We start from the raw sequence: 16,683 nt of genomic DNA, 5'->3' as shown, positions 1-16,683 counted from the left end.
GTGCCGGGCTCAGGCCGGGTCGGCGGCGGGCTTCGGAGCGCCTTCCTCGGCGCGCCACTCCTGCTCCTTCTGGAGGTACTCGTTGTCGGCGTGGTCGGCGAAGTCCGACATGTCGGTGATGCGGCGCACCTCGATCTTGTTGCCGGGGGCGAGCGGCGCGCGGCTGGCCCACTCGATCGCCTCTTCGCGGGTTGCGACCTCGATGGTCCAGAACCCGTTGAAGAGTTCGTGCAGTTCGCCGTAGGGGCCGTCGGTCACGATCGGGGCCTCCGTCGTGAACTCGACGACGGCACCCTGCGCGGCGTCGGTGAGGCCGTCGCCGCCGACCATGACGCCGGCGGTGATCATCGACTCGTTGTAGGCGCCCATCGCGTTGATGACCGCTTCGAAGTCCATGTCCTCGAACTTCTCGATGGACCCGCTGTTGCGCATGATGAGCATGTATTTCGACATCGTCTTCTCCTGGTTTCCGGGGCGCGATCGCCCGCCTCACTACGACGTCGAACGGCGGATGCGGAAATCGACATCGCGGTCAGGATATCTCCGGCGGGCAGGCCATGGGGAGGGTGAACGGGGTGCTGCCGGGAGGTGTCCGGTGCGCGAACAGCGGCGGACGGAAGCCCAGGTTCACAGCCCGGGCAACACCTGTGGGCCGATACTGGAGGCATGGCAACCGACATCGACCACGAAGAGATCATCCGTCAGCTCACCGAGAAGCTGAGCGACAAGTACTCGGGGGTCGATTCCGCTCGGATCGGCGCGCTCGTCCGCGAAGAGGTCAGCGCCCTCGCCGAGCGTCCGGTGCAGGATTATGTGACCGTGCTCGCCGAGCGTGCGGTCAAGAAGACGCTGAAGCGCTCCGAGAAGTAGCGGCGGGCGGCGTCGGCTCGCTCGCTATCGGTCGACTCGGCCGGCCAGGGCTTCGATGGACACCACGATCACGATGCAGACGACGAGCAGTGTGAAGACGTTCGGGTTGAGTGTCAGCCCGTACACGACGACGGCGCACAGGGCGAGCACGCCGATGATGACCAGTGCGCGGCGTGGCGATCGTCGTTTCGTTCCGCTGGTGTCCGACATGGGCTCCCCTTCGCTGGCGGCTGCCGAGTCACCAGCCTAGAAGCGCTCCGCAGACTGGCGCATCCAGCCTGGGTCGATAGACTCGGCGCGGGTACTTTTGTCGATCCGTCGACAGAAGCGGTTTGACCGGCGTCGGTGACGCGGTGGGCCGCCCGTCGGTGCCCGCCCGAAGCTACGAAGGAGTACCCATGAGCGCACCGTCCGTGCAGCTGTACACCGTCCGCGACGCCATCGCCGAGGACCTGCAGGGCGCCGTCGCCCGCATCGCCGAGATTGGCTTCACCAAGGTCGAGCCCTACGCGTTCGTCGAGCGGGCCGCCGAGTTCGAGACGGCGTTCGCGGCCGTCGGCGTATCGGCCCCGTCCGGCCACGCGCCCGTCATCGACGCCGCCGACCCGGCCGTCGCGTTCGACGCCGCCTCGCGGCTCGGCATCGGGACGGTCATCGACCCGTTCATCCCGACCGACCGCTGGCAGACCGCGGACGATGCCGCTCGCCTCGCCGAGCGGGTCAACGAACTCGCCGTCCAGGCTGCCGCCTCCGGCCTCAAGTTCGGCTACCACAACCACAACTGGGAGTTCTCGACCCACGTCGACGGCCGCCCCATCTTCGAGCTGTTCGTCGAGCAGCTGTCGCCCGAGGTCGTCCTCGAGATCGACACCTTCTGGTCGACCGTAGGTGGTGCGGACACTCCGGCGTTCCTGCGTTCGCTCGGTGACCGCGTGCAGTTCCTGCACATCAAGGACGGCATCATCTCCGGCGACATCGCCACCGCACTGCCGAGCAGCGAGAGCGCACTCGTCGTACCCGACGCCCTGGCGCAGGCGTTCGCGAACCAGCAGCCCGCCGGCCAGGGCCAGGTCGACATCCCGGCGATCCTCGCCGCCGCGCCGCACGCGACCCGCGTGGTCGAGTTCGACGGCTACAGCAAGGAGATCTTCGGCGGCGTCGCCGAGTCCTTCGCCTGGCTCGCCGAGCACGACAAGTAGCACGCACCTCGACACTTCGACAGGCTCAGCGACCGGGTCTCCGGTCCCTGAGCCTGTCGCAGGGCGGCACCCTCGGTCCCTGAGCCTGTCGAAGGGCGCGCCGAACGTGGGCACCCCCGGTCCCTGAGCCTGTCGAAGGGCGCGCGCCCGCTCAGAACGGCGGATCGGCGTCCGGTTCCGTCCGATGTCGCTTGCCGTCAGGTGTCGTCCAATCGAGGACGCCGTCGGCTCTGTGGTCGAGGGACCACCCGGGTAGGTGCTTCAGTCGGTGGTGATGTCGGCACACGCAGGCCAGATTGCCGACACTCGTCGTTCCGCCGTCGGCCCAGGCGATCGAGTGGTCGAGGTCGCAGGCCCGAGCCCGCCTCCCGCACCCTGGTGCGCGACAGGTGACGTCGCGGAGGCGGACCGCCCGCTGGAGATCTGCCGGCACGCGGTATTGTTGCCGCCCGACCGAGAGGACCGAACTCGTCTCCGGGTCGGTGAGCACCCTCGTCATCGAGGGCGCGTTGACCGCGAGCCTTGCTGCGGTCTCGGGGTCGATCGGGCCGTAGCCGTCGAGGGTCGCCGGGGTCTCGGTGACCCCTAACAGGCTGAGCACGGGCACGGTGAGGTTCACCGTCGGCTGGATGTCGTCGAGTACCTCCACCGGCCGGGCGATCGGCGACCGCCGGCCTTGGTGGTCGGTCTGGTCGGACGTGGTCACGCCGCTGATGCAGAGCGAGCCGAGTGCGTCGGCACGCAGCTGCTGGCAGGTGCGGTCGTCGTTCGTCAGGTGGGCTGCACCGACGAGCGCGTCGAGGCGCTCTCCGATCGCGATGGCGACGGGTGCCGTGGTGAACAGGTGCACCCACGCCATGCCGTCGGCCGCGGGCTCGACCTCGACCCGGCGGTCCGCCTCGGACCGCGCCGCACGGACCGTGATGGACTCGGGGTGCACGCGCTCGCGGAGGACTCGGGCGCGCTGCTGCAGTCGCGCGACGGTCGACTGCTCCGCGATGGGCAGGATCCTCTTCACGAACGCGGCTCGGCCGTGCGCGGGGATGTCTCGGAGCTGATCGGTGATGGTCCGCGCGTGACGGCCCGAGATGCGGCCGTCCTCCAACGCGCTGAGCACCGCCGGAGCATCGGCGACGAGCCGTTCGGCGTCGCCGGTGGCCCGTTGCACGGTCTGCTCCGAGGAGCGCGTCGCCATGGCGAGCGCCGCGCAGGCGGAACGACGGACGAGTGCCTTCCGCTGCGCGGGCGTCTCGTCGTGCGACACGAGACTGTCCGCCATCGCGTCGGCGAGGGCTGCTGACCGGGCCAGCAGGCGAGCCTCCCGGGCGTCGAGTGCCGAGCGCTCGCGCGCGATGGAGGTGAATTCGTCCGACAGCTCCGCGAGGCGATCTTCGAAGACATCCACCGCGCGCAGCGGGAGCGTGGTGGAGGGCTCGGTCATGACTCCAGTCCACCACGGACCACTGACATTCGAGATGGTCAGAGCACTGGTGCATGCACTTCGACAGGCTCAGGGACCGGGACAAGCCCGGTGGCCAATCACCGGTCCCTGGGCCTGTCGAAGGGCACCGGCACTACCCGCGCAGCGGCGTGCGCACCACCCGCACGGCACCCGCCGGGATCCGCACCGCGCCCGCGACCACCGGCTCACCGGTCAGGAGTTCGACCGTGCCGCCGGTCGCGAGCTCCGCGTCCGTGTCGCCATGGTTGATCGCGACGGTGAACGACGCCTCGTCGCCCCAGCGGGTGACGACCTCGAGCCCGAGGGCCGGCACCGGCGGTGCGTCGACGCCGGCCTGCTCCAGCGCCTCGGACAGCAGCTCCGACAGCCCTGCCTCGTCGAGCTTCGTCGAGACGTACCAGGCGGTCCCCGCGCCGAAGCGGTTGCGGGTCACCGCGGGGCTCCCGGCCGCCGGGCCCGAGCGGTACGAGGAGACGGCCTCCGCACCCTCCAGGACGATGTCGTCGGTCCAGCTCGATCCGGTGCGACCGTCGTCGAGCTCGACGGTCTCGTGCTCATGCAGCGGCAGGAACTCGGGGACGGACAGTCCCAGCACTCGGCGGAACGCACCCGGCGCGCCGCCCTCCCACACCGCGTCGTGCTCGTTGACAACGCCCGAGAAGTACGACACCACGAGGCTGCCGCCGTCCTCGACGTAGCGGGTGAGGTTCTCGGAGGTCTCGCGATCGGCGAGGTACAGCGACGGCGCGAGCACGAGGCGGTAGCCGCTCAGGTCGGCGTGCGGGTGGACGAAGTCGACCGTGACGCCGGCCCGCCAGAGGGCGGCGTAGTAGGCCTCGACGCGCTCGCGGTGGTCGAGCTCGACGGAGGGACGCCACTCCAGGTCCTGGGCCCAGAACGACTCCACGTCCCAGAGGATCGCGACCTCACTGCGAACGCGTGAACCGAGCATCTCGTCGAGACGGCCGAGGTCCTGCCCGAGTGCGACGACCTCGCGCCAGATCCGGCTCTGGGTCCCGGCGTGGGGGAGCATCGCCGAGTGGAACTTCTCCGCACCCGAGCGGGAGGCGCGGAACTGGAAGTACAGGATCGCGTCGGCGCCGCGGGCCAGGTGGCTCATGCTGTTGCGGGCGAGCTCTCCGGCGCGCTTCGCGATGTTCCGCGGCTGCCAGTTGACGGCCGACGTCGAGTGCTCCATGAGGATCCACGGGTCACCGCCGGCGAGGGAGCGGGTCAGGTCGGAGTCGAGGGCGAGCAGGATGTGGTTGTCCGCGCGTTCGGCGACGAGGTAGTAGTCGTTGGCGACGATGTCCACCTCGCGACTCCAGGCCCAGTAGTCGATCGACCGGCAGTTGGTGGCCATGAAGTTCGTCGTGACGGGCACGTCCGGTGCGTGGCGCTTGATGATGTCACGTTCGGCGACGTAGCACTCGAGCAGGGTGTCGGAGGTGTAGCGCGCGAAGTCGAGTCGCTGCGTCTGGTTGACGACGGAGGCGGACACGCGCGGGGCGTCGATCTCGTCCCACTCGCCGTAGTCCTGGCCCCAGAACCGGGTGCCCCACGCGGCGTTGAGGGCGGCGACGGAGCCGTACCGTCGCTGCAGCCAGGCGCGGAAGGCGAGCACGGAGCCGTCCGAGTAGTCCTCGCTGATCGGCGCGCCGTACTCGTTGTGCACGTGCCACAGCACCACGGCGGGGTGTGATCCGTAGCGCGCGGCGAGCTGCTCGGTGATCGCCGCGGCCGCCCGACGGTAGGCGGGGGAGCTCGGGCTCGCGATGCCGCGCGAGCCGTGGCCAAGCCGCAGGCCTTCGCGGGTCACGGGGTGCGCCTCGGGGTACTGCTTCCAGAACCAGGCGGGCGGGACGGTTGTCGGGGTCGCGAGGTCGACCGAGATCCCCGCATCGTGCAGGAGACCGATGATCTCGTCGAGGAACGTGAAGTCGTACTCACCCTCCCGCGGTTCGAGGACCGCCCAGGAGAAGATGCCGACGCTCACGAGGTCGACACCGGCGGCCTGCATGAGGGCGATGTCCTCGAGCCACGTCTCTCGCGGCCACTGCTCGGGGTTGTAGTCGCCGCCGTAGCGGAGGCCGGTGCTGCCGGGGATCCAAGTGGCCTGGGCGGTGAGCGGGTCGAGCTCGATGGTCATGCTGCGTCTCCTGTGACTCAGTGGGCCGAGAGGGATCCGGTCGATCACCTGGCTGTGTGCGCTCCCAGTTCTATCACAGCCGCACCTGCTCGTGGTGGCGGCAATCTGGTTGTTGACAAGCTGAACCCGGTGTGAATAACTGTAACCGCTCACAGGTACAACGACGTTCTCCATCGAAGCGTCGCTGCCCCGCACCAGAGCGCCCCAGCTTTCGACAAGGAGGACGAATGCGCAGCACGCTTCGCCACATCGGCATCGCCACGGTCGCCACGACGGCTCTACTGCTCTCCGGATGCTCGGCATCCTCGGGCGGCACCGAGTCAGGCCCCGTGAAACTCACCTACTGGGCCTGGGCGCCCAACCTCGAACAGGTCGTCGAGCTGTGGAACGAGGACCACCCCGACATCCAGGTGGTCGTGCAGAAGCAGGACGGCGGCGACCCGGCCATCACCAAGCTGCTCACCGCGATCAAGGCCGGCAGCGGCGCCCCCGACCTCATCCAGGCCGAGTACCAGAAGATCCCGACGCTCGTCGCCTCCGACGCCCTCGCCGACATCTCGGAGCAGGGCGCAGCAGACCTCAAGGACGACTTCTCCGACGGCGTCTGGAACTCCGTGACGCTCGGTGGCGACGCGGTCTACGCGGTGCCGCAGGACTCCGGCCCGATGATGGCGTACTACCGCACCGACATCCTCGACAGCCTCGGGCTCAGCGTCCCGACCACGTGGGACGAGTACGCCGAGGTCGCCCGTGCCGTGCACCAGGCCGACCCGACGAAGTACCTCGGCACCTTCTCCGCGAACGACGCGGGTTGGTTCGCCGGACTCGCGCAGCAGGCGGGCGCTTCCTGGTGGTCCATCGACGGCGACAGCTGGGGCGTCGACATCGACGCCGGCCCGACCGAGCAGGTCGCGTCCTACTGGGGCAAGCTCGTCGAAGAGGGCGCCATCGACAATAAGCCGATGTACACGCCCGAGTGGAACGCCGGACTGAACGACGGCTCGCAGGTCGGCTGGATCTCCTCCGTCTGGGCCCCCGGGGTGCTCGGCGGCAACGCTCCCGACACCGCAGGCAAGTGGACCGCAGCGGAACTCCCGCAGTGGGACGCCTCGAAGCCGTCCAACGGCAACTGGGGTGGTTCGTCCACCGCGGTGACCACGCAGTCGAAGCACGCGGCCGCCGCCGTCGAGTTCGCCACCTGGCTGAACACCGACCCGAAGGCCGTCGCGGCGCTCGCCGACGTCTCGGGCGTCTACCCGGCCGCCACGAAGGTCGCCGCCGACGCGCTCCAGACGTCCCCGGAGTTCTTCAGCCAGCAGAGCGACTTCTACGACATCGCGTCGAAGGCATCCGAGTCGGTCGCGCCGTTCACCTACGGCCCGAACGTCAACGTCGCCTTCAGCGCGTACAACGACGAGTTCGCGAAGGCGGCCGAGGCGAAGACCGCGCAGGCCTTCTCCGACGCCGTGGCCGCGATGCAGTCGATCACCATCGACGACCTGAAGAAGAGCGGTTTCTCGGTCAAGTAGTCCCCGCGGGGCCGGCTCACCGAGTCGGCCCCGCTCCCCGCTCCCGCACTCGACCCAAGGACCCGGCATGGCTGCACCATCGACGCTGGACACGATCCGGCCCACCCAGGACCCGCCGCGCGGCTCGCGCCGACCGGCCCGGTCACGCAAGAACCTGAAGAACCGGGTCCTCATCCCGTACGTGATGCTCGCCCCCGGCATCATCCTGTTCCTCGTGTTCATGGCCGCGCCCATCGTGTACACGCTGTTCCTCAGCTTCCAGAAGAAGCAGGTGACGGGCCTCGGCCTCGGCTCCGGTGGGCGCACGACCGCGTTCGCCGGTTTCGAGAACTACCTCGGCGCCTTCGGCGATGCGGAGTTCGCGGCGAGTGTCGGCCGGGTGCTGCTGTACGGCCTCATCCTCATCCCGTGCATGCTCGGGCTCGCGCTCCTGTTCGCCCTGCTGCTCGACTCCCGACGCACGCGGGCGGTCTCCTTCTCGCGGATCTCGATCTTCCTGCCTTACGCGGTGCCCGCCGTGATCAGCTCGCTGCTCTGGGGCTTCCTCTACCTGCCCGCGGTGAGCCCCTTCTACGCCATCTTCGACAGCCTCGGGTGGAACGCCCCCGAGATCCTGTCGTCCGGCACGATCATCTTCGGCATCGCGAACATCGCCCTCTGGGGTGGCGTCGGCTTCAACATGATCGTCATCTACACCTCGCTCAAGGCCGTTCCGAGCGAGATCTACGAAGCCGCCCGCATCGACGGTGCGAGCGAGGTCCAGATCGCCCTGCGGATCAAGATCCCGATCGTCGCCCCGGCCCTCGTGATGACCGCGCTGTTCTCCATGGTCGCGACGCTGCAGGTGTTCGCCGAACCCACCACGCTCCGACCGCTCACCAACAGCCTGTCCACGAGCTGGTCGCCACTCATGCTCGTCTACCGCGACGCGTTCACCCGCGACGACATCTACTCGGCCGCCGCGACCTCGATCATCATCGCCGTCGCCACCTTCATCGTCTCCTTCCTCTTCCTCAGGGTCGTGCAGAAGCGAGCCTTCGGTCAGGAGGACTGACACATGACGACCACCCTTCGACCCGACAAGACGGCCAGCCCGCGTCGCCGCGAGCGCGCAGGCAGCACGACCATGCGGTCCGACCGCCCCAGCGGGATCTCGACCGGCATCCTCATCCTCGGCGCGATCTACTGCCTGTTCCCGGTGTTCTGGGTGCTCATGGCGTCGACGAAGAGCAGCGGAGAGCTGTTCTCCACTTTCACCCTCATGCCGAGCAGTCACCTGTTCGACAACATCGTCGAACTCACCCAGTACCGGGACGGACTGTTCTGGCGCTGGATGGTGAACACGGCGCTGTACGCGGGCATCGGTGCGATCGCCTCCACCTGGGTCTCCGCGATCTCCGGCTACGTGCTCGCCAAGTTCGACTTCCCCGGGAAGCGGACCGTCTTCAGCATCCTGCTCATGGGCGTCCTCGTGCCCGGCGTGATCCTCGCGATCCCGCAGTACTTCCTGCTCGCGAACGTCGGCCTCACGAACACGTTCTGGGGTGTGCTGCTGCCACAGATCATCAGCCCGTACGGTATCTACCTCGCCCGCATCTACGCGGCCGCGGCCGTGCCGACCGACGTCATCGAAGCCGCCCGCACCGAGGGCGCCGGCGAGTTCCGGATCTTCGGGCGGATCGCGATGCCGATGATGCTGCCCGGCCTCGTCACGATCTTCCTGTTCCAGTTCGTCGCCATCTGGAACAACTTCATGCTGCCGTACATCATGCTCGGCGACGACTCGCTGTTCCCCATCACCGTGGGGCTCAACGGGCTCCTCAACCAGGGCGCCTCGGCACCGGCGCTCTACACGCTCGTGATCACCGGTGCGCTGCTCGCGATCGTCCCGCTCATCCTGATCTTCCTCATCCTGCAGCGGTTCTGGCGGGTCGACCTCGCAGCCGGCGCTGTGAAGGCATGAGGCACGGTGGCATGCGGTGCAACGCCCATCGGACCGCGGAACGCCCCCGCACTAGGCTGACGGGATGACCACCGTCCCGTCCCGTCGGCGCCCGACGATCGACGACGTCGCGGAGGCCGCCGGCGTCTCCCGGGGCACCGTCTCGCGGGTGCTGAACGGCGGCCGGTGGGTGAGCCAGGACGCGAAGGCGGCGGTCGACGCGGCCATCCGCAAGACCGGGTACCGGGTCAACCCCCACGCCCGCAGCCTCGCCACGAACCGCACGGGCTCCGTCGCGTTCCTCCTCACCGAGGACCACCAACTGCTCTTCGAGGACCCCAACTTCTCCATGCTGCTGACGGGGGCCGCCCAGGCGCTCGCCGAACGGCAGCTGTCGCTCGTGCTCATCATGGCGGGCAGTGCGGCCGAGCAGGAGCGGGCCCTCGCCTACATCGAGGCCGGGCACGTCGACGGCGTGCTGCTGGTGTCGGCGCACAGCGGGCAGCGACTCATCAGCGACATCGTCGACTCGAAGGTGCCGGCGATCGCCTGTGGCATCCCGCTGGGCTTCCAGAAGCGCCTCGGCTACGTGGCCGCCGACGACCTCGAGGGGGCGCGCGAGATGGTGGCGCACCTGCGGAGCCTCGGTCGCGAGCGCATCGCGACCGTCGCCGGCCCGGCCGACACCCCGGGCGGGGTGACCCGGCTGGAGGGCTACCGGCTGGAACTCGGCGAGGCGTTCGACGAACGGCTCGTGCGGCACGGCGACTACGGACGGGCGAGCGGCGAGGCCGCGATGCGCGAGCTGCTGGCGGCCGACCCCACGATCGACGCCGTGTTCGTCGCCAACGACCGCATGGCCGCCGGCGCGATCGACGCCCTGCACGCCGCCGGGAAGCGGGTCCCCGAGGACGTCGCCGTCGGCGGGTTCGACGACTCGAGCATCGCGCTCGGCACCGAGCCGGCGCTGACGACCATGCGGCAGCCGTTCGAGCGGATCAGCGCCGAGATGGTGCGGTTGCTGCTGCAGGTCATCGAGGGCGAGCGCCCTGCGGCGATCACCCTCCCGACGGAACTCGTGGTCCGCGACTCGGCGTGAGCCCTTCGACAAGCTCAGGGACCGGAGTGCAAGCTCAGGGACCGGAGTGCAAGCTCAGGGACCGGGGCGCAAGCTTCAGGGACCGGCGTGCCCTTCGACAGGCTCAGTGACCGGGGGCCCGGGCCACCGCAACCCCGAGCGTCTCGCAGCCGGTTCGGTGAGGATGGGAGCATGAGCGATCAGTCCGAGACCACCAATCAGCCCGATCCCGACGACCAGCCCGGCATCCCCGATGCGGAGTCCCTCGAACCCACGAAGCGCACCATCGCGATCCTCGGCGCCAACGGCGACCTGGCGAAGCGGCTCCTGATCCCCGGCCTCGGCGAGGTCGTCGACGCCGCGCGCGGCATCTCCCTGCAGATCATCGGAGCCGCCCGCACGCCGCAGTCGAACGAGGAGTGGCGGGCCACCGTGCGGACGAGCCTGGAAGACGCCGGCATCGGTGACCGGACCGTCGACGCGCTCGTGTCGACCACCGAGTTCATCCCGACCGACGCCTCCGACCCGGACGAACTCCGGGCCCTCCTCGACGCCTGCACCGGTTCGCCGATCCTCTACATCGCCCTGCCGCCCTCGGCCGGACGCAAGGTCGCCGAGGCCCTCGCACAGATCGACCTGCCCGACGACCTCCTCATCGCCATCGAGAAGCCGTTCGGTGACGACCTCGCGGACGCGCAGGCGCTCAACGCGGCGCTCGCCGACGTCGTGCCCGAGGAGCGCCTGTGGCGGATCGACCACTTCCTCGGCAACTCGACCGTCCTCGGGATGCTCGGCCTGCGCTTCGGCAACCGGCTGCTGGAGGCGGGCTGGAACGCGGAGCAGATCGAGAAGGTTGAGATCTTCTACGACGAGGAGCTCGGTCTCGAGGGGCGCGCCAAGTTCTACGACCAGACGGGAGCGCTGCGCGACATGCTGCAGAGCCACCTCCTCATGGTGCTCGCGCTCACGGCGATGGAGCGGCCCGACGCGGTGACGCCGACGGACGTCCACGACCGCATCGCCGAGGTCCTCGGGGCGGTGCGCCTCTGGAAGGACGACCCGTCGACCGCCCGTCGCGCCCGCTACACCGAGGGCCGGGTGGGCGAGCGCTTCTTCCCCTCCTACGTGGACGAGCCCGACGTAGACCCCTCGCGCGACACGGAGACGCTCGCGCAGATCCTCCTGCAGGTCGACACCCCGCGCTGGCAGGGCGTGCCGTTCGTCCTGCGCTCCGGCAAGGGCATCGGTGACCCGCGTCGTGAGGTCGCCGTGCACTTCCGTCGTTCCGCGGTGCCGACCGGCCTGGACGCTCCCGACGGGCCGTCCGACACCGTGCTCCGCATGTCGCTCAAAGGTGGCGCGGTGCACCTGGACCTCATCGTCACCGGCGCCGACGACGTGGACGGGCTGCGCCGGGTCGAGCTGGAGGCAGACCCGGGGGCGGCGACCCTCAGCGCCTACGCGCAGGTCCTCGCCGGCCTGCTGCAGGAGAACACCCTGCTCTCGGTCCGCGGCGACATCGCCGAGCAGTGCTGGCGCATCGTCACCCCCGTGGTGAACGCGTGGGCAGCCGGCGAGACGACGCTCGAGGAGTACGAGGCGGGGAGCCCCGGTCCGAGCGACTGGTGACGCTTGCTGCCGGAGGGCTGACCGCCTGACACGAAACGACCCGCGCCGAGTGATCGGCGCGGGTCGTTCTCGTGCAGCGAGTCGTTACGCCGAGGGCTTCAGGACGACCTTGATGCAGCCGTCCTCCTTCTTCTGGAACGTCTCGTACATGGCGGGGGCCTCGTCGAGCGGCACCCGGTGCGTCGCGAGGTCGAGGACGCCGAGCGGGTCGGCGCTGTCCTCGACGAGCGGCAGGAGCGTCGGGATCCAGCGGGCGACGTTGCACTGCCCCATCCGGAGCGACACCTGCTTGTCGAACATCGACTTCATCGGCATGATGTCCGCCTCACCGGCGTAGACACCGCTGAGCGACACGACACCGCCACGGCGGACGAGGTCGAGTGCCGTGTGCAGGGCCGCGAGGCGGTCGATGCCCGCGTGCTCCATGGCCGGGCGGGCGACGGCGTCGGGGAGCAGTCCGACCGCGGTCTGCGCGGCGGCGGCGACCGGCGAACCGTGTGCCTCCATACCGACGGCGTCGACGACGCCGTCGGGACCGCGTCCGCCGGTGGCGTCACGGAGTTCCGCGACGAGGTCGTCGGAGAGGTCGAGGGCCCGGATGCCGTGTTGTTCGGCGAGCGCACGACGCTCGGGGACCGGGTCGACGGCGAAGACCTCGAGGCCGCGGTGCTTGGCGATGCGGGCGGCCAGCTGGCCGACGGGACCGAGGCCGAGCACGGTGATCGAGCCGCCCTCCGGCACCTCGGCGTACTCGACGCCCTGCCAGGCCGTCGGGAGGATGTCGCTCAGGTACAGGTAGGACTCGTCGGGCAGCTCGCGTCCGACGACGATGCAGTTGGCGTCGGCGAGCCGGACCTGCAGGAACTCGGCCTGCCCACCGGGCACCTGGCCGTAGAGCTTCGTGTAGCCGTACAGCGATGCACCGCTGCCGTGCTCGGTCACCTGGGTGGTCTCGCACTGCGACTGCAGGCCGTTGCGACACATGAAGCATTCGCCGCAGGCGATGGTGAACGGGATGACCACGCGGTCGCCGACGGCCACCCGGGTGACCTCGGAGCCCACGGCCTCGACGACGCCCATGGTCTCGTGGCCGAGGACGTCACCGCGGTCGAGGAACGGGCCGAAGAGTTCGTAGAGGTGGAGGTCGGAGCCGCAGATGGCTGCCGAGGTGACGCGGATGATCGCATCGGTCGGGGCGGTGATCGCGGGGTCCGGGACGGTCTCGACCGACACCGAACGGCGACCCTGATAGGTGAGTGCGCGCATGGATGCTCCTTCGTCGTTGTCCTTCCACCCTGCGCCTCCCGAGGCGTGGGCACCGGGGGGTGGACGTCTCGGCGGAGGGCTGATACGAGGTCAGCTGGCCGCGTCGGCCGCCACCCGCAGGAGTGCGGCGAGCACGGTCCGGACGGTGGACCGCGCCATCGCCTCAGGTCGCGCGAGGACGTCGACGTGACGGACGAGGACGGCCCCGGCGACCGGGCGCAGGACCATGCCGTCGACCGCCAGGGGTGCGGCGGTCGTCCGGGGCATGACCGCGATCGCGGCGCCGGTGCGGACCACCTGGGCGGCGACGGAGAACTCGTTGATGCGGTGGTCGATCCGTGGCGCCTGCCCGCTCATGGCGCCGAGGTGGTGCAGCACCCCGGCGAGCGGGAAGCCCTCGTGCGTGGAGATCCAGCGTTCGTCGCGAAGATCCTCCGGACGGACCTCCGGCTGCGCGGCGAGCGGGTGCGCCTCGTGCATGGCGATGTCGAGCGGCTCGACGAGCAGCGGGGTCACGACCAGCCGGTCGAGCGGCCAGGCCGGTTCGTGGGGGAGGCGGTGGGCGATGACGAGGTCGTAGTCGGCGGTGAGACTGGCGAAGCGGTCCTGGGCGACGTCGGCGTCGGCGAGCAGGAGGCGCGGGACGGGGCCGACCGGTCCCGTGCTTCCCGTTGCCCCGACCGCGGTCAGCAGTGGGCCGAAGAGCGCGAGCCCGGCGCTGTGGAACGCGGACACACTGACCGGGCGCTGCTCGTGCTGGAGGAAGGAGTCGACGGCCTCCCTCGCCTCCGCGAGCGCCTCCTCCACCCGCGCGGCTGCGACGGCGAGGGCCTCACCGGCCTCGGTGAGCACGAGCCGCCGGCCACGTTTCTCCGTGAGCGGCACCGGCAGGGTCGCCTGCAGGGCGGCGAGCTGCTGCGACACGGCGGAGGGGCTCACGTGGAGCGCTTGGGCGACGGCGACCACACTGCCGCGGTCACCCAGTTCGCGGAGGAGTCGGAGTCGGGCCGGGTCCATACGCGTCTCCTTCATCGTCGATCCAGACACTGGTGGTTGTTCTACCGGGTCCGTCTCCTGGAGAGTAGCGGCATGGCCCGCCGCGCACCCGCTGAACTCCTCGTCGACATCCTGCTCGTCGGTGTCGCGGCCGTCTGGGGCGCGAGCTTCCTCGCGGCCAAGGACCTCGCGGCCGTCACGGGGGTGCCGTCCGCCGTGGCCCTGCGCTTCCTCGTCGCGGTGATCGCGGTCGGACTCATCTGTCTCGTGCGCCGGGAACGGTTGCCGCGCGGCCGCGGGTTGCTCATCGCGGCTGGACTCGGCTGCTCGCAGGCCGCGATCATCGGCCTCGAGACCTGGGGCGTGCACCTGACGTCCGCGACCAACGCCGGTCTGCTCATCAGTCTCGCGCTCGTCATGACCCCCGTCCTCGACGGCGTCGCCTCACGATCCTGGCTGCCGCGCTCCTACTTCGTGGCGGCGGTCGCCGCCGTGGTCGGGGTGGCCCTGCTCGTCTCCGACGGCGGTCTCCGGGCACCCACCGCGGGCGACGCGCTCGTGATCGCCGCCGCGGTCGTCCGCGCCGTCCACGTGACGTCGAGCGCCCACCTGACGCGCGGTCGTCGGGACAGCACCCTCGGCGTGGTCCTCGTCCAGATGATCGTCTGCGCCGGAGTCTTCACGCTCCTCGCCGGTGGCGGGCTCGCGACGGCGGTCTCCCGCCTCGACACCCGCGGCTGGGTCGACGTGCTGTTCCTCGGCCTGCTGTGCTCCGTGTTCGCGTTCGTCGTCCAGCTCTGGGCCGTCCGCCGGACCTCGGCGTCCCGGGCGAGCATCCTCATGGGGACGGAACCCGTCTGGGCGCTCCTCGTCGGGGTGCTCGTCGCGGGCGAGGCGATCGGTCCGCTCGGGGCGTTGGGAGCAGCCCTCATCATCGTCGCCAGCTATGCGGGCCAGGCCATCGAGCGGCGTCACCGGCAGCGCACGGTCGGTACCGCACCGCCGTCGCAGCAGGAGCCGGCGCCGGTCTGAGCGCGCTCACGGTGCGGTGTCGACGCCCTCTTCGATCCGGCACACCCGCACGTCGATCCCGGTGATCGTGGCCGCGTCGTCGCGCTCGAGCAGGACCGCGCGGACCGCGTCGCCGACGAGCCGCATGGTCGCCGGGACGGGTGCCCCATCGGTCACGCCGATCGTCACACCAACCACCACGCCGTCGTCTCCGCGCGTGACGGCCACCTTCGCGGGTTCGTCCTCTCGGCCGAACGCCTCGGCGGCGACGCGCAGCACGGCACGGATCGGCGACCCTGACGCGTACACGGCGGTCACGCCCGGCGTCGCCGCGACGGCGGTGGTCAGCAGGCGTGAGAGCTCCACCTCGGTGTCCATCAGGAGTCCTCCGGCCGCATGAGGCGCTGCGTGTGGATGTCGATGATGGTGACGTCGACGGCGGTGACGTTGAGCTCGGTGTGGATCGCGAGTTCCGCGGTGACGCGATCGCGGATCCGCTGCGACAGCTGCTCCAGGTTGTTGCCGAACGCCGCCGAGGCGGTGATCGCGACCGTGACCGGGGCGTCGAGGACGGTCACGTCGCCGTCGAGGCGGACGCGTCCGATGATCGCGCCCCCGACGTCGTCGCCGACCCCGCGGATCAGGGTGCGGACCGAGCCCTCGGTCAGGTGCAGCCGCACCTCGGGATCCGGGTGTCTCAGCGGGATGTCGCGACCGGCGTGCGCCTCGAGCGAGATGTTCTGCAGCACGGCATGCATCCAGGACCGGTCGTGCTCGGAGTGGGTCGCGGCTTCCGACTTGAGGAGCGCCCAGGTCTGGGTGCGGAGCCGGAGCAGGGCGTCCAAGGCGAGCTGGCAGCCGGGGGAGTCCTCGATGCTCGGATCGCGCGGTTCGCGGCCGCGGTCGAGGTACTCGGAGAGCTCGTCGATCGTGTGTCCGTCGAGGTCCGCGCCGTCGAGACCGTCGAGGGTCGCCTCGGGGTCGACGTCGTCGTTCATCGCCACACCTCCATCTCGCGCAGGACGGTCTGTCTGGCCCGGGCGAGCTGCCCACGGACCGTCGACGCCGGCACGCCCAGCGACTCGGCGATCTCCACGTAGGAGAGGCCGCCCGTCTCCTTGAGCATCCAGCATTCGCGCTGCATCGCGGGGAGGGCGTCGAGGACCGCGGCGAGGGCGCTCATCTGCATGCGCACCTCGACGACGCGTTCCGGCGACTGATGGGACGGTGCCGGGGCATTCCAATCCTCGATGTCGCTGTGTTCGCGTCGGCGTCGGAGGCGGTCGATCGCGCGGTTGGAGACCATGCGCATGAGCCAGGACTTCACGGCGTTCGGGTCGTTCAGTCGGTCCAACTGCCCCCAGGCCTGGATGAGGACGTCCTGGACGACGTCCTCCGCCTCGGACCGGTCCCCGAGCACGCGCACGGCGTACGCACGCAGGAGGGAGCCGTGTCGGAACACGATGACCTCGAAGGCGGCGACGTCTCCGTCGGCCGCGCGCTCGGCGAGGATGCCGTCCGGGAGGAGCTCGAGTGAGCGCTTCACGGAAGG

The 16,683-nt window shown here is 70.0% G+C and carries 17 protein-coding genes; 8 read left to right on the top strand and 9 right to left on the bottom strand.

The window, feature by feature from the left end:
• Positions 1-9: 9 nt before the first annotated feature.
• Complete coding sequence (locus QRN27_RS10175) at positions 10-453, bottom strand: YciI family protein (protein WP_285042144.1); 444 nt, start codon at positions 451-453, stop codon at positions 10-12.
• Positions 454-666: 213 nt separating this feature from the next.
• On the opposite strand from QRN27_RS10175, the gene QRN27_RS10170 reads away from it, so the two are divergent.
• Entirely contained in the window at positions 667-870 is a 204-nt protein-coding gene (locus QRN27_RS10170) for a three-helix bundle dimerization domain-containing protein (RefSeq protein WP_056009776.1), read from the top strand.
• Positions 871-894: 24 nt separating this feature from the next.
• On the opposite strand, the gene QRN27_RS10165 is transcribed toward QRN27_RS10170, so the two are convergent.
• Positions 895-1,080: a hypothetical protein gene (locus QRN27_RS10165; RefSeq protein ID WP_285042143.1), complete on the bottom strand. Its 186-nt coding sequence runs from the start codon at positions 1,078-1,080 to the stop codon at positions 895-897.
• Positions 1,081-1,268: 188 nt separating this feature from the next.
• Between QRN27_RS10165 and QRN27_RS10160 the strand changes: the two genes are divergently transcribed.
• Entirely contained in the window at positions 1,269-2,069 is an 801-nt protein-coding gene (locus QRN27_RS10160) for a sugar phosphate isomerase/epimerase family protein (protein ID WP_285042142.1), read from the top strand.
• A gap of 151 nt (positions 2,070-2,220) precedes the next feature.
• On the opposite strand, the gene QRN27_RS10155 is transcribed toward QRN27_RS10160, so the two are convergent.
• Both QRN27_RS10155 and QRN27_RS10150 read right to left on the bottom strand, forming a co-directional pair.
• Entirely contained in the window at positions 2,221-3,510 is a 1,290-nt protein-coding gene (locus tag QRN27_RS10155; RefSeq protein WP_285042141.1) for an HNH endonuclease signature motif containing protein, read from the bottom strand.
• Between the two features lie 133 nt (positions 3,511-3,643).
• Complete coding sequence (locus QRN27_RS10150) at positions 3,644-5,680, bottom strand: beta-galactosidase (protein ID WP_285042140.1); 2,037 nt, start codon at positions 5,678-5,680, stop codon at positions 3,644-3,646.
• Between the two features lie 227 nt (positions 5,681-5,907).
• Here QRN27_RS10150 and QRN27_RS10145 point away from each other — a divergent pair, with 227 nt between their 5' ends.
• The 5 genes from QRN27_RS10145 to QRN27_RS10125 all read left to right on the top strand — a co-directional run bounded on the left by QRN27_RS10145 (position 5,908) and on the right by QRN27_RS10125 (position 11,858).
• The gene (locus tag QRN27_RS10145; protein ID WP_285042139.1) at positions 5,908-7,209 is read left to right on the top strand and encodes an ABC transporter substrate-binding protein; all 1,302 of its coding nucleotides are present in this window, start codon (positions 5,908-5,910) and stop codon (positions 7,207-7,209) included.
• A gap of 67 nt (positions 7,210-7,276) precedes the next feature.
• On the top strand, positions 7,277-8,263 hold the full coding sequence (locus tag QRN27_RS10140) for a carbohydrate ABC transporter permease (protein WP_082455981.1): 987 nt from the start codon (positions 7,277-7,279) through the stop codon (positions 8,261-8,263).
• A gap of 3 nt (positions 8,264-8,266) precedes the next feature.
• Positions 8,267-9,172 (top strand): carbohydrate ABC transporter permease, encoded by a 906-nt coding sequence (locus tag QRN27_RS10135; RefSeq protein WP_502929515.1) that lies wholly within the window; start codon positions 8,267-8,269, stop codon positions 9,170-9,172.
• Between the two features lie 64 nt (positions 9,173-9,236).
• Positions 9,237-10,250, top strand: coding sequence for a LacI family DNA-binding transcriptional regulator (locus tag QRN27_RS10130; RefSeq protein ID WP_285042138.1), 1,014 nt, complete (start codon positions 9,237-9,239; stop codon positions 10,248-10,250).
• 171 nt (positions 10,251-10,421) lie between these two features.
• Complete coding sequence (locus QRN27_RS10125) at positions 10,422-11,858, top strand: glucose-6-phosphate dehydrogenase (protein WP_285042137.1); 1,437 nt, start codon at positions 10,422-10,424, stop codon at positions 11,856-11,858.
• Between the two features lie 84 nt (positions 11,859-11,942).
• On the opposite strand, the gene QRN27_RS10120 is transcribed toward QRN27_RS10125, so the two are convergent.
• A complete protein-coding gene (locus QRN27_RS10120; RefSeq protein WP_285042136.1) occupies positions 11,943-13,124 on the bottom strand; it encodes an alcohol dehydrogenase catalytic domain-containing protein in 1,182 nt (393 codons plus the stop codon).
• Positions 13,125-13,214: 90 nt separating this feature from the next.
• The gene (locus tag QRN27_RS10115) at positions 13,215-14,141 is read right to left on the bottom strand and encodes a LysR family transcriptional regulator (RefSeq protein WP_285042135.1); all 927 of its coding nucleotides are present in this window, start codon (positions 14,139-14,141) and stop codon (positions 13,215-13,217) included.
• A gap of 72 nt (positions 14,142-14,213) precedes the next feature.
• On the opposite strand from QRN27_RS10115, the gene QRN27_RS10110 reads away from it, so the two are divergent.
• Positions 14,214-15,152, top strand: a complete 939-nt coding sequence (locus tag QRN27_RS10110) for a DMT family transporter (RefSeq protein WP_285042134.1) — start codon at positions 14,214-14,216, stop codon at positions 15,150-15,152.
• A 6-nt stretch (positions 15,153-15,158) separates the two neighbouring features.
• On the opposite strand, the gene QRN27_RS10105 is transcribed toward QRN27_RS10110, so the two are convergent.
• Genes QRN27_RS10105 through QRN27_RS10095 form a run of 3 tightly spaced genes read right to left on the bottom strand, consistent with a single transcriptional unit; the run spans position 15,159 to position 16,677 of the window.
• A complete protein-coding gene (locus QRN27_RS10105; RefSeq protein WP_285042133.1) occupies positions 15,159-15,509 on the bottom strand; it encodes a hypothetical protein in 351 nt (116 codons plus the stop codon).
• A complete protein-coding gene (locus QRN27_RS10100) occupies positions 15,509-16,129 on the bottom strand; it encodes an Asp23/Gls24 family envelope stress response protein (RefSeq protein WP_285042132.1) in 621 nt (206 codons plus the stop codon). Before QRN27_RS10100 ends, QRN27_RS10105 begins: the two co-directional genes overlap by 1 nt.
• A complete protein-coding gene (locus QRN27_RS10095; RefSeq protein WP_285042131.1) occupies positions 16,126-16,677 on the bottom strand; it encodes an RNA polymerase sigma factor in 552 nt (183 codons plus the stop codon). The genes QRN27_RS10100 and QRN27_RS10095 overlap by 4 nt, the downstream gene beginning before the upstream one ends.
• Between the last annotated feature and the right edge of the window lie 6 nt (positions 16,678-16,683).

Source organism: Plantibacter sp. LMC-P-059a, assembly GCF_030209505.1.
Lineage (GTDB): Bacteria > Actinomycetota > Actinomycetes > Actinomycetales > Microbacteriaceae > Plantibacter.
The sequence above is the reverse complement of the archived record's forward strand: the minus strand, read 5'-3'. Positions and strand labels throughout refer to the sequence as shown.

Excerpts from the sequence above, each read along its gene's own strand:
- QRN27_RS10175 (WP_285042144.1), bottom strand. The coding sequence starts at position 453 with ATGTCGAAATACATGCTCATCATGCGCAACAGCGGGTCCATCGAGAAG.
- QRN27_RS10170 (WP_056009776.1), top strand. The coding sequence starts at position 667 with ATGGCAACCGACATCGACCACGAAGAGATCATCCGTCAGCTCACCGAG.
- QRN27_RS10165 (WP_285042143.1), bottom strand. The coding sequence starts at position 1,080 with ATGTCGGACACCAGCGGAACGAAACGACGATCGCCACGCCGCGCACTG.
- QRN27_RS10160 (WP_285042142.1), top strand. The coding sequence starts at position 1,269 with ATGAGCGCACCGTCCGTGCAGCTGTACACCGTCCGCGACGCCATCGCC.
- QRN27_RS10155 (WP_285042141.1), bottom strand. The coding sequence starts at position 3,510 with ATGACCGAGCCCTCCACCACGCTCCCGCTGCGCGCGGTGGATGTCTTC.
- QRN27_RS10150 (WP_285042140.1), bottom strand. The coding sequence starts at position 5,680 with ATGACCATCGAGCTCGACCCGCTCACCGCCCAGGCCACTTGGATCCCC.
- QRN27_RS10145 (WP_285042139.1), top strand. The coding sequence starts at position 5,908 with ATGCGCAGCACGCTTCGCCACATCGGCATCGCCACGGTCGCCACGACG.
- QRN27_RS10140 (WP_082455981.1), top strand. The coding sequence starts at position 7,277 with ATGGCTGCACCATCGACGCTGGACACGATCCGGCCCACCCAGGACCCG.
- QRN27_RS10135 (WP_502929515.1), top strand. The coding sequence starts at position 8,267 with ATGACGACCACCCTTCGACCCGACAAGACGGCCAGCCCGCGTCGCCGC.
- QRN27_RS10130 (WP_285042138.1), top strand. The coding sequence starts at position 9,237 with ATGACCACCGTCCCGTCCCGTCGGCGCCCGACGATCGACGACGTCGCG.
- QRN27_RS10125 (WP_285042137.1), top strand. The coding sequence starts at position 10,422 with ATGAGCGATCAGTCCGAGACCACCAATCAGCCCGATCCCGACGACCAG.
- QRN27_RS10120 (WP_285042136.1), bottom strand. The coding sequence starts at position 13,124 with ATGCGCGCACTCACCTATCAGGGTCGCCGTTCGGTGTCGGTCGAGACC.
- QRN27_RS10115 (WP_285042135.1), bottom strand. The coding sequence starts at position 14,141 with ATGGACCCGGCCCGACTCCGACTCCTCCGCGAACTGGGTGACCGCGGC.
- QRN27_RS10110 (WP_285042134.1), top strand. The coding sequence starts at position 14,214 with ATGGCCCGCCGCGCACCCGCTGAACTCCTCGTCGACATCCTGCTCGTC.
- QRN27_RS10105 (WP_285042133.1), bottom strand. The coding sequence starts at position 15,509 with ATGGACACCGAGGTGGAGCTCTCACGCCTGCTGACCACCGCCGTCGCG.
- QRN27_RS10100 (WP_285042132.1), bottom strand. The coding sequence starts at position 16,129 with ATGAACGACGACGTCGACCCCGAGGCGACCCTCGACGGTCTCGACGGC.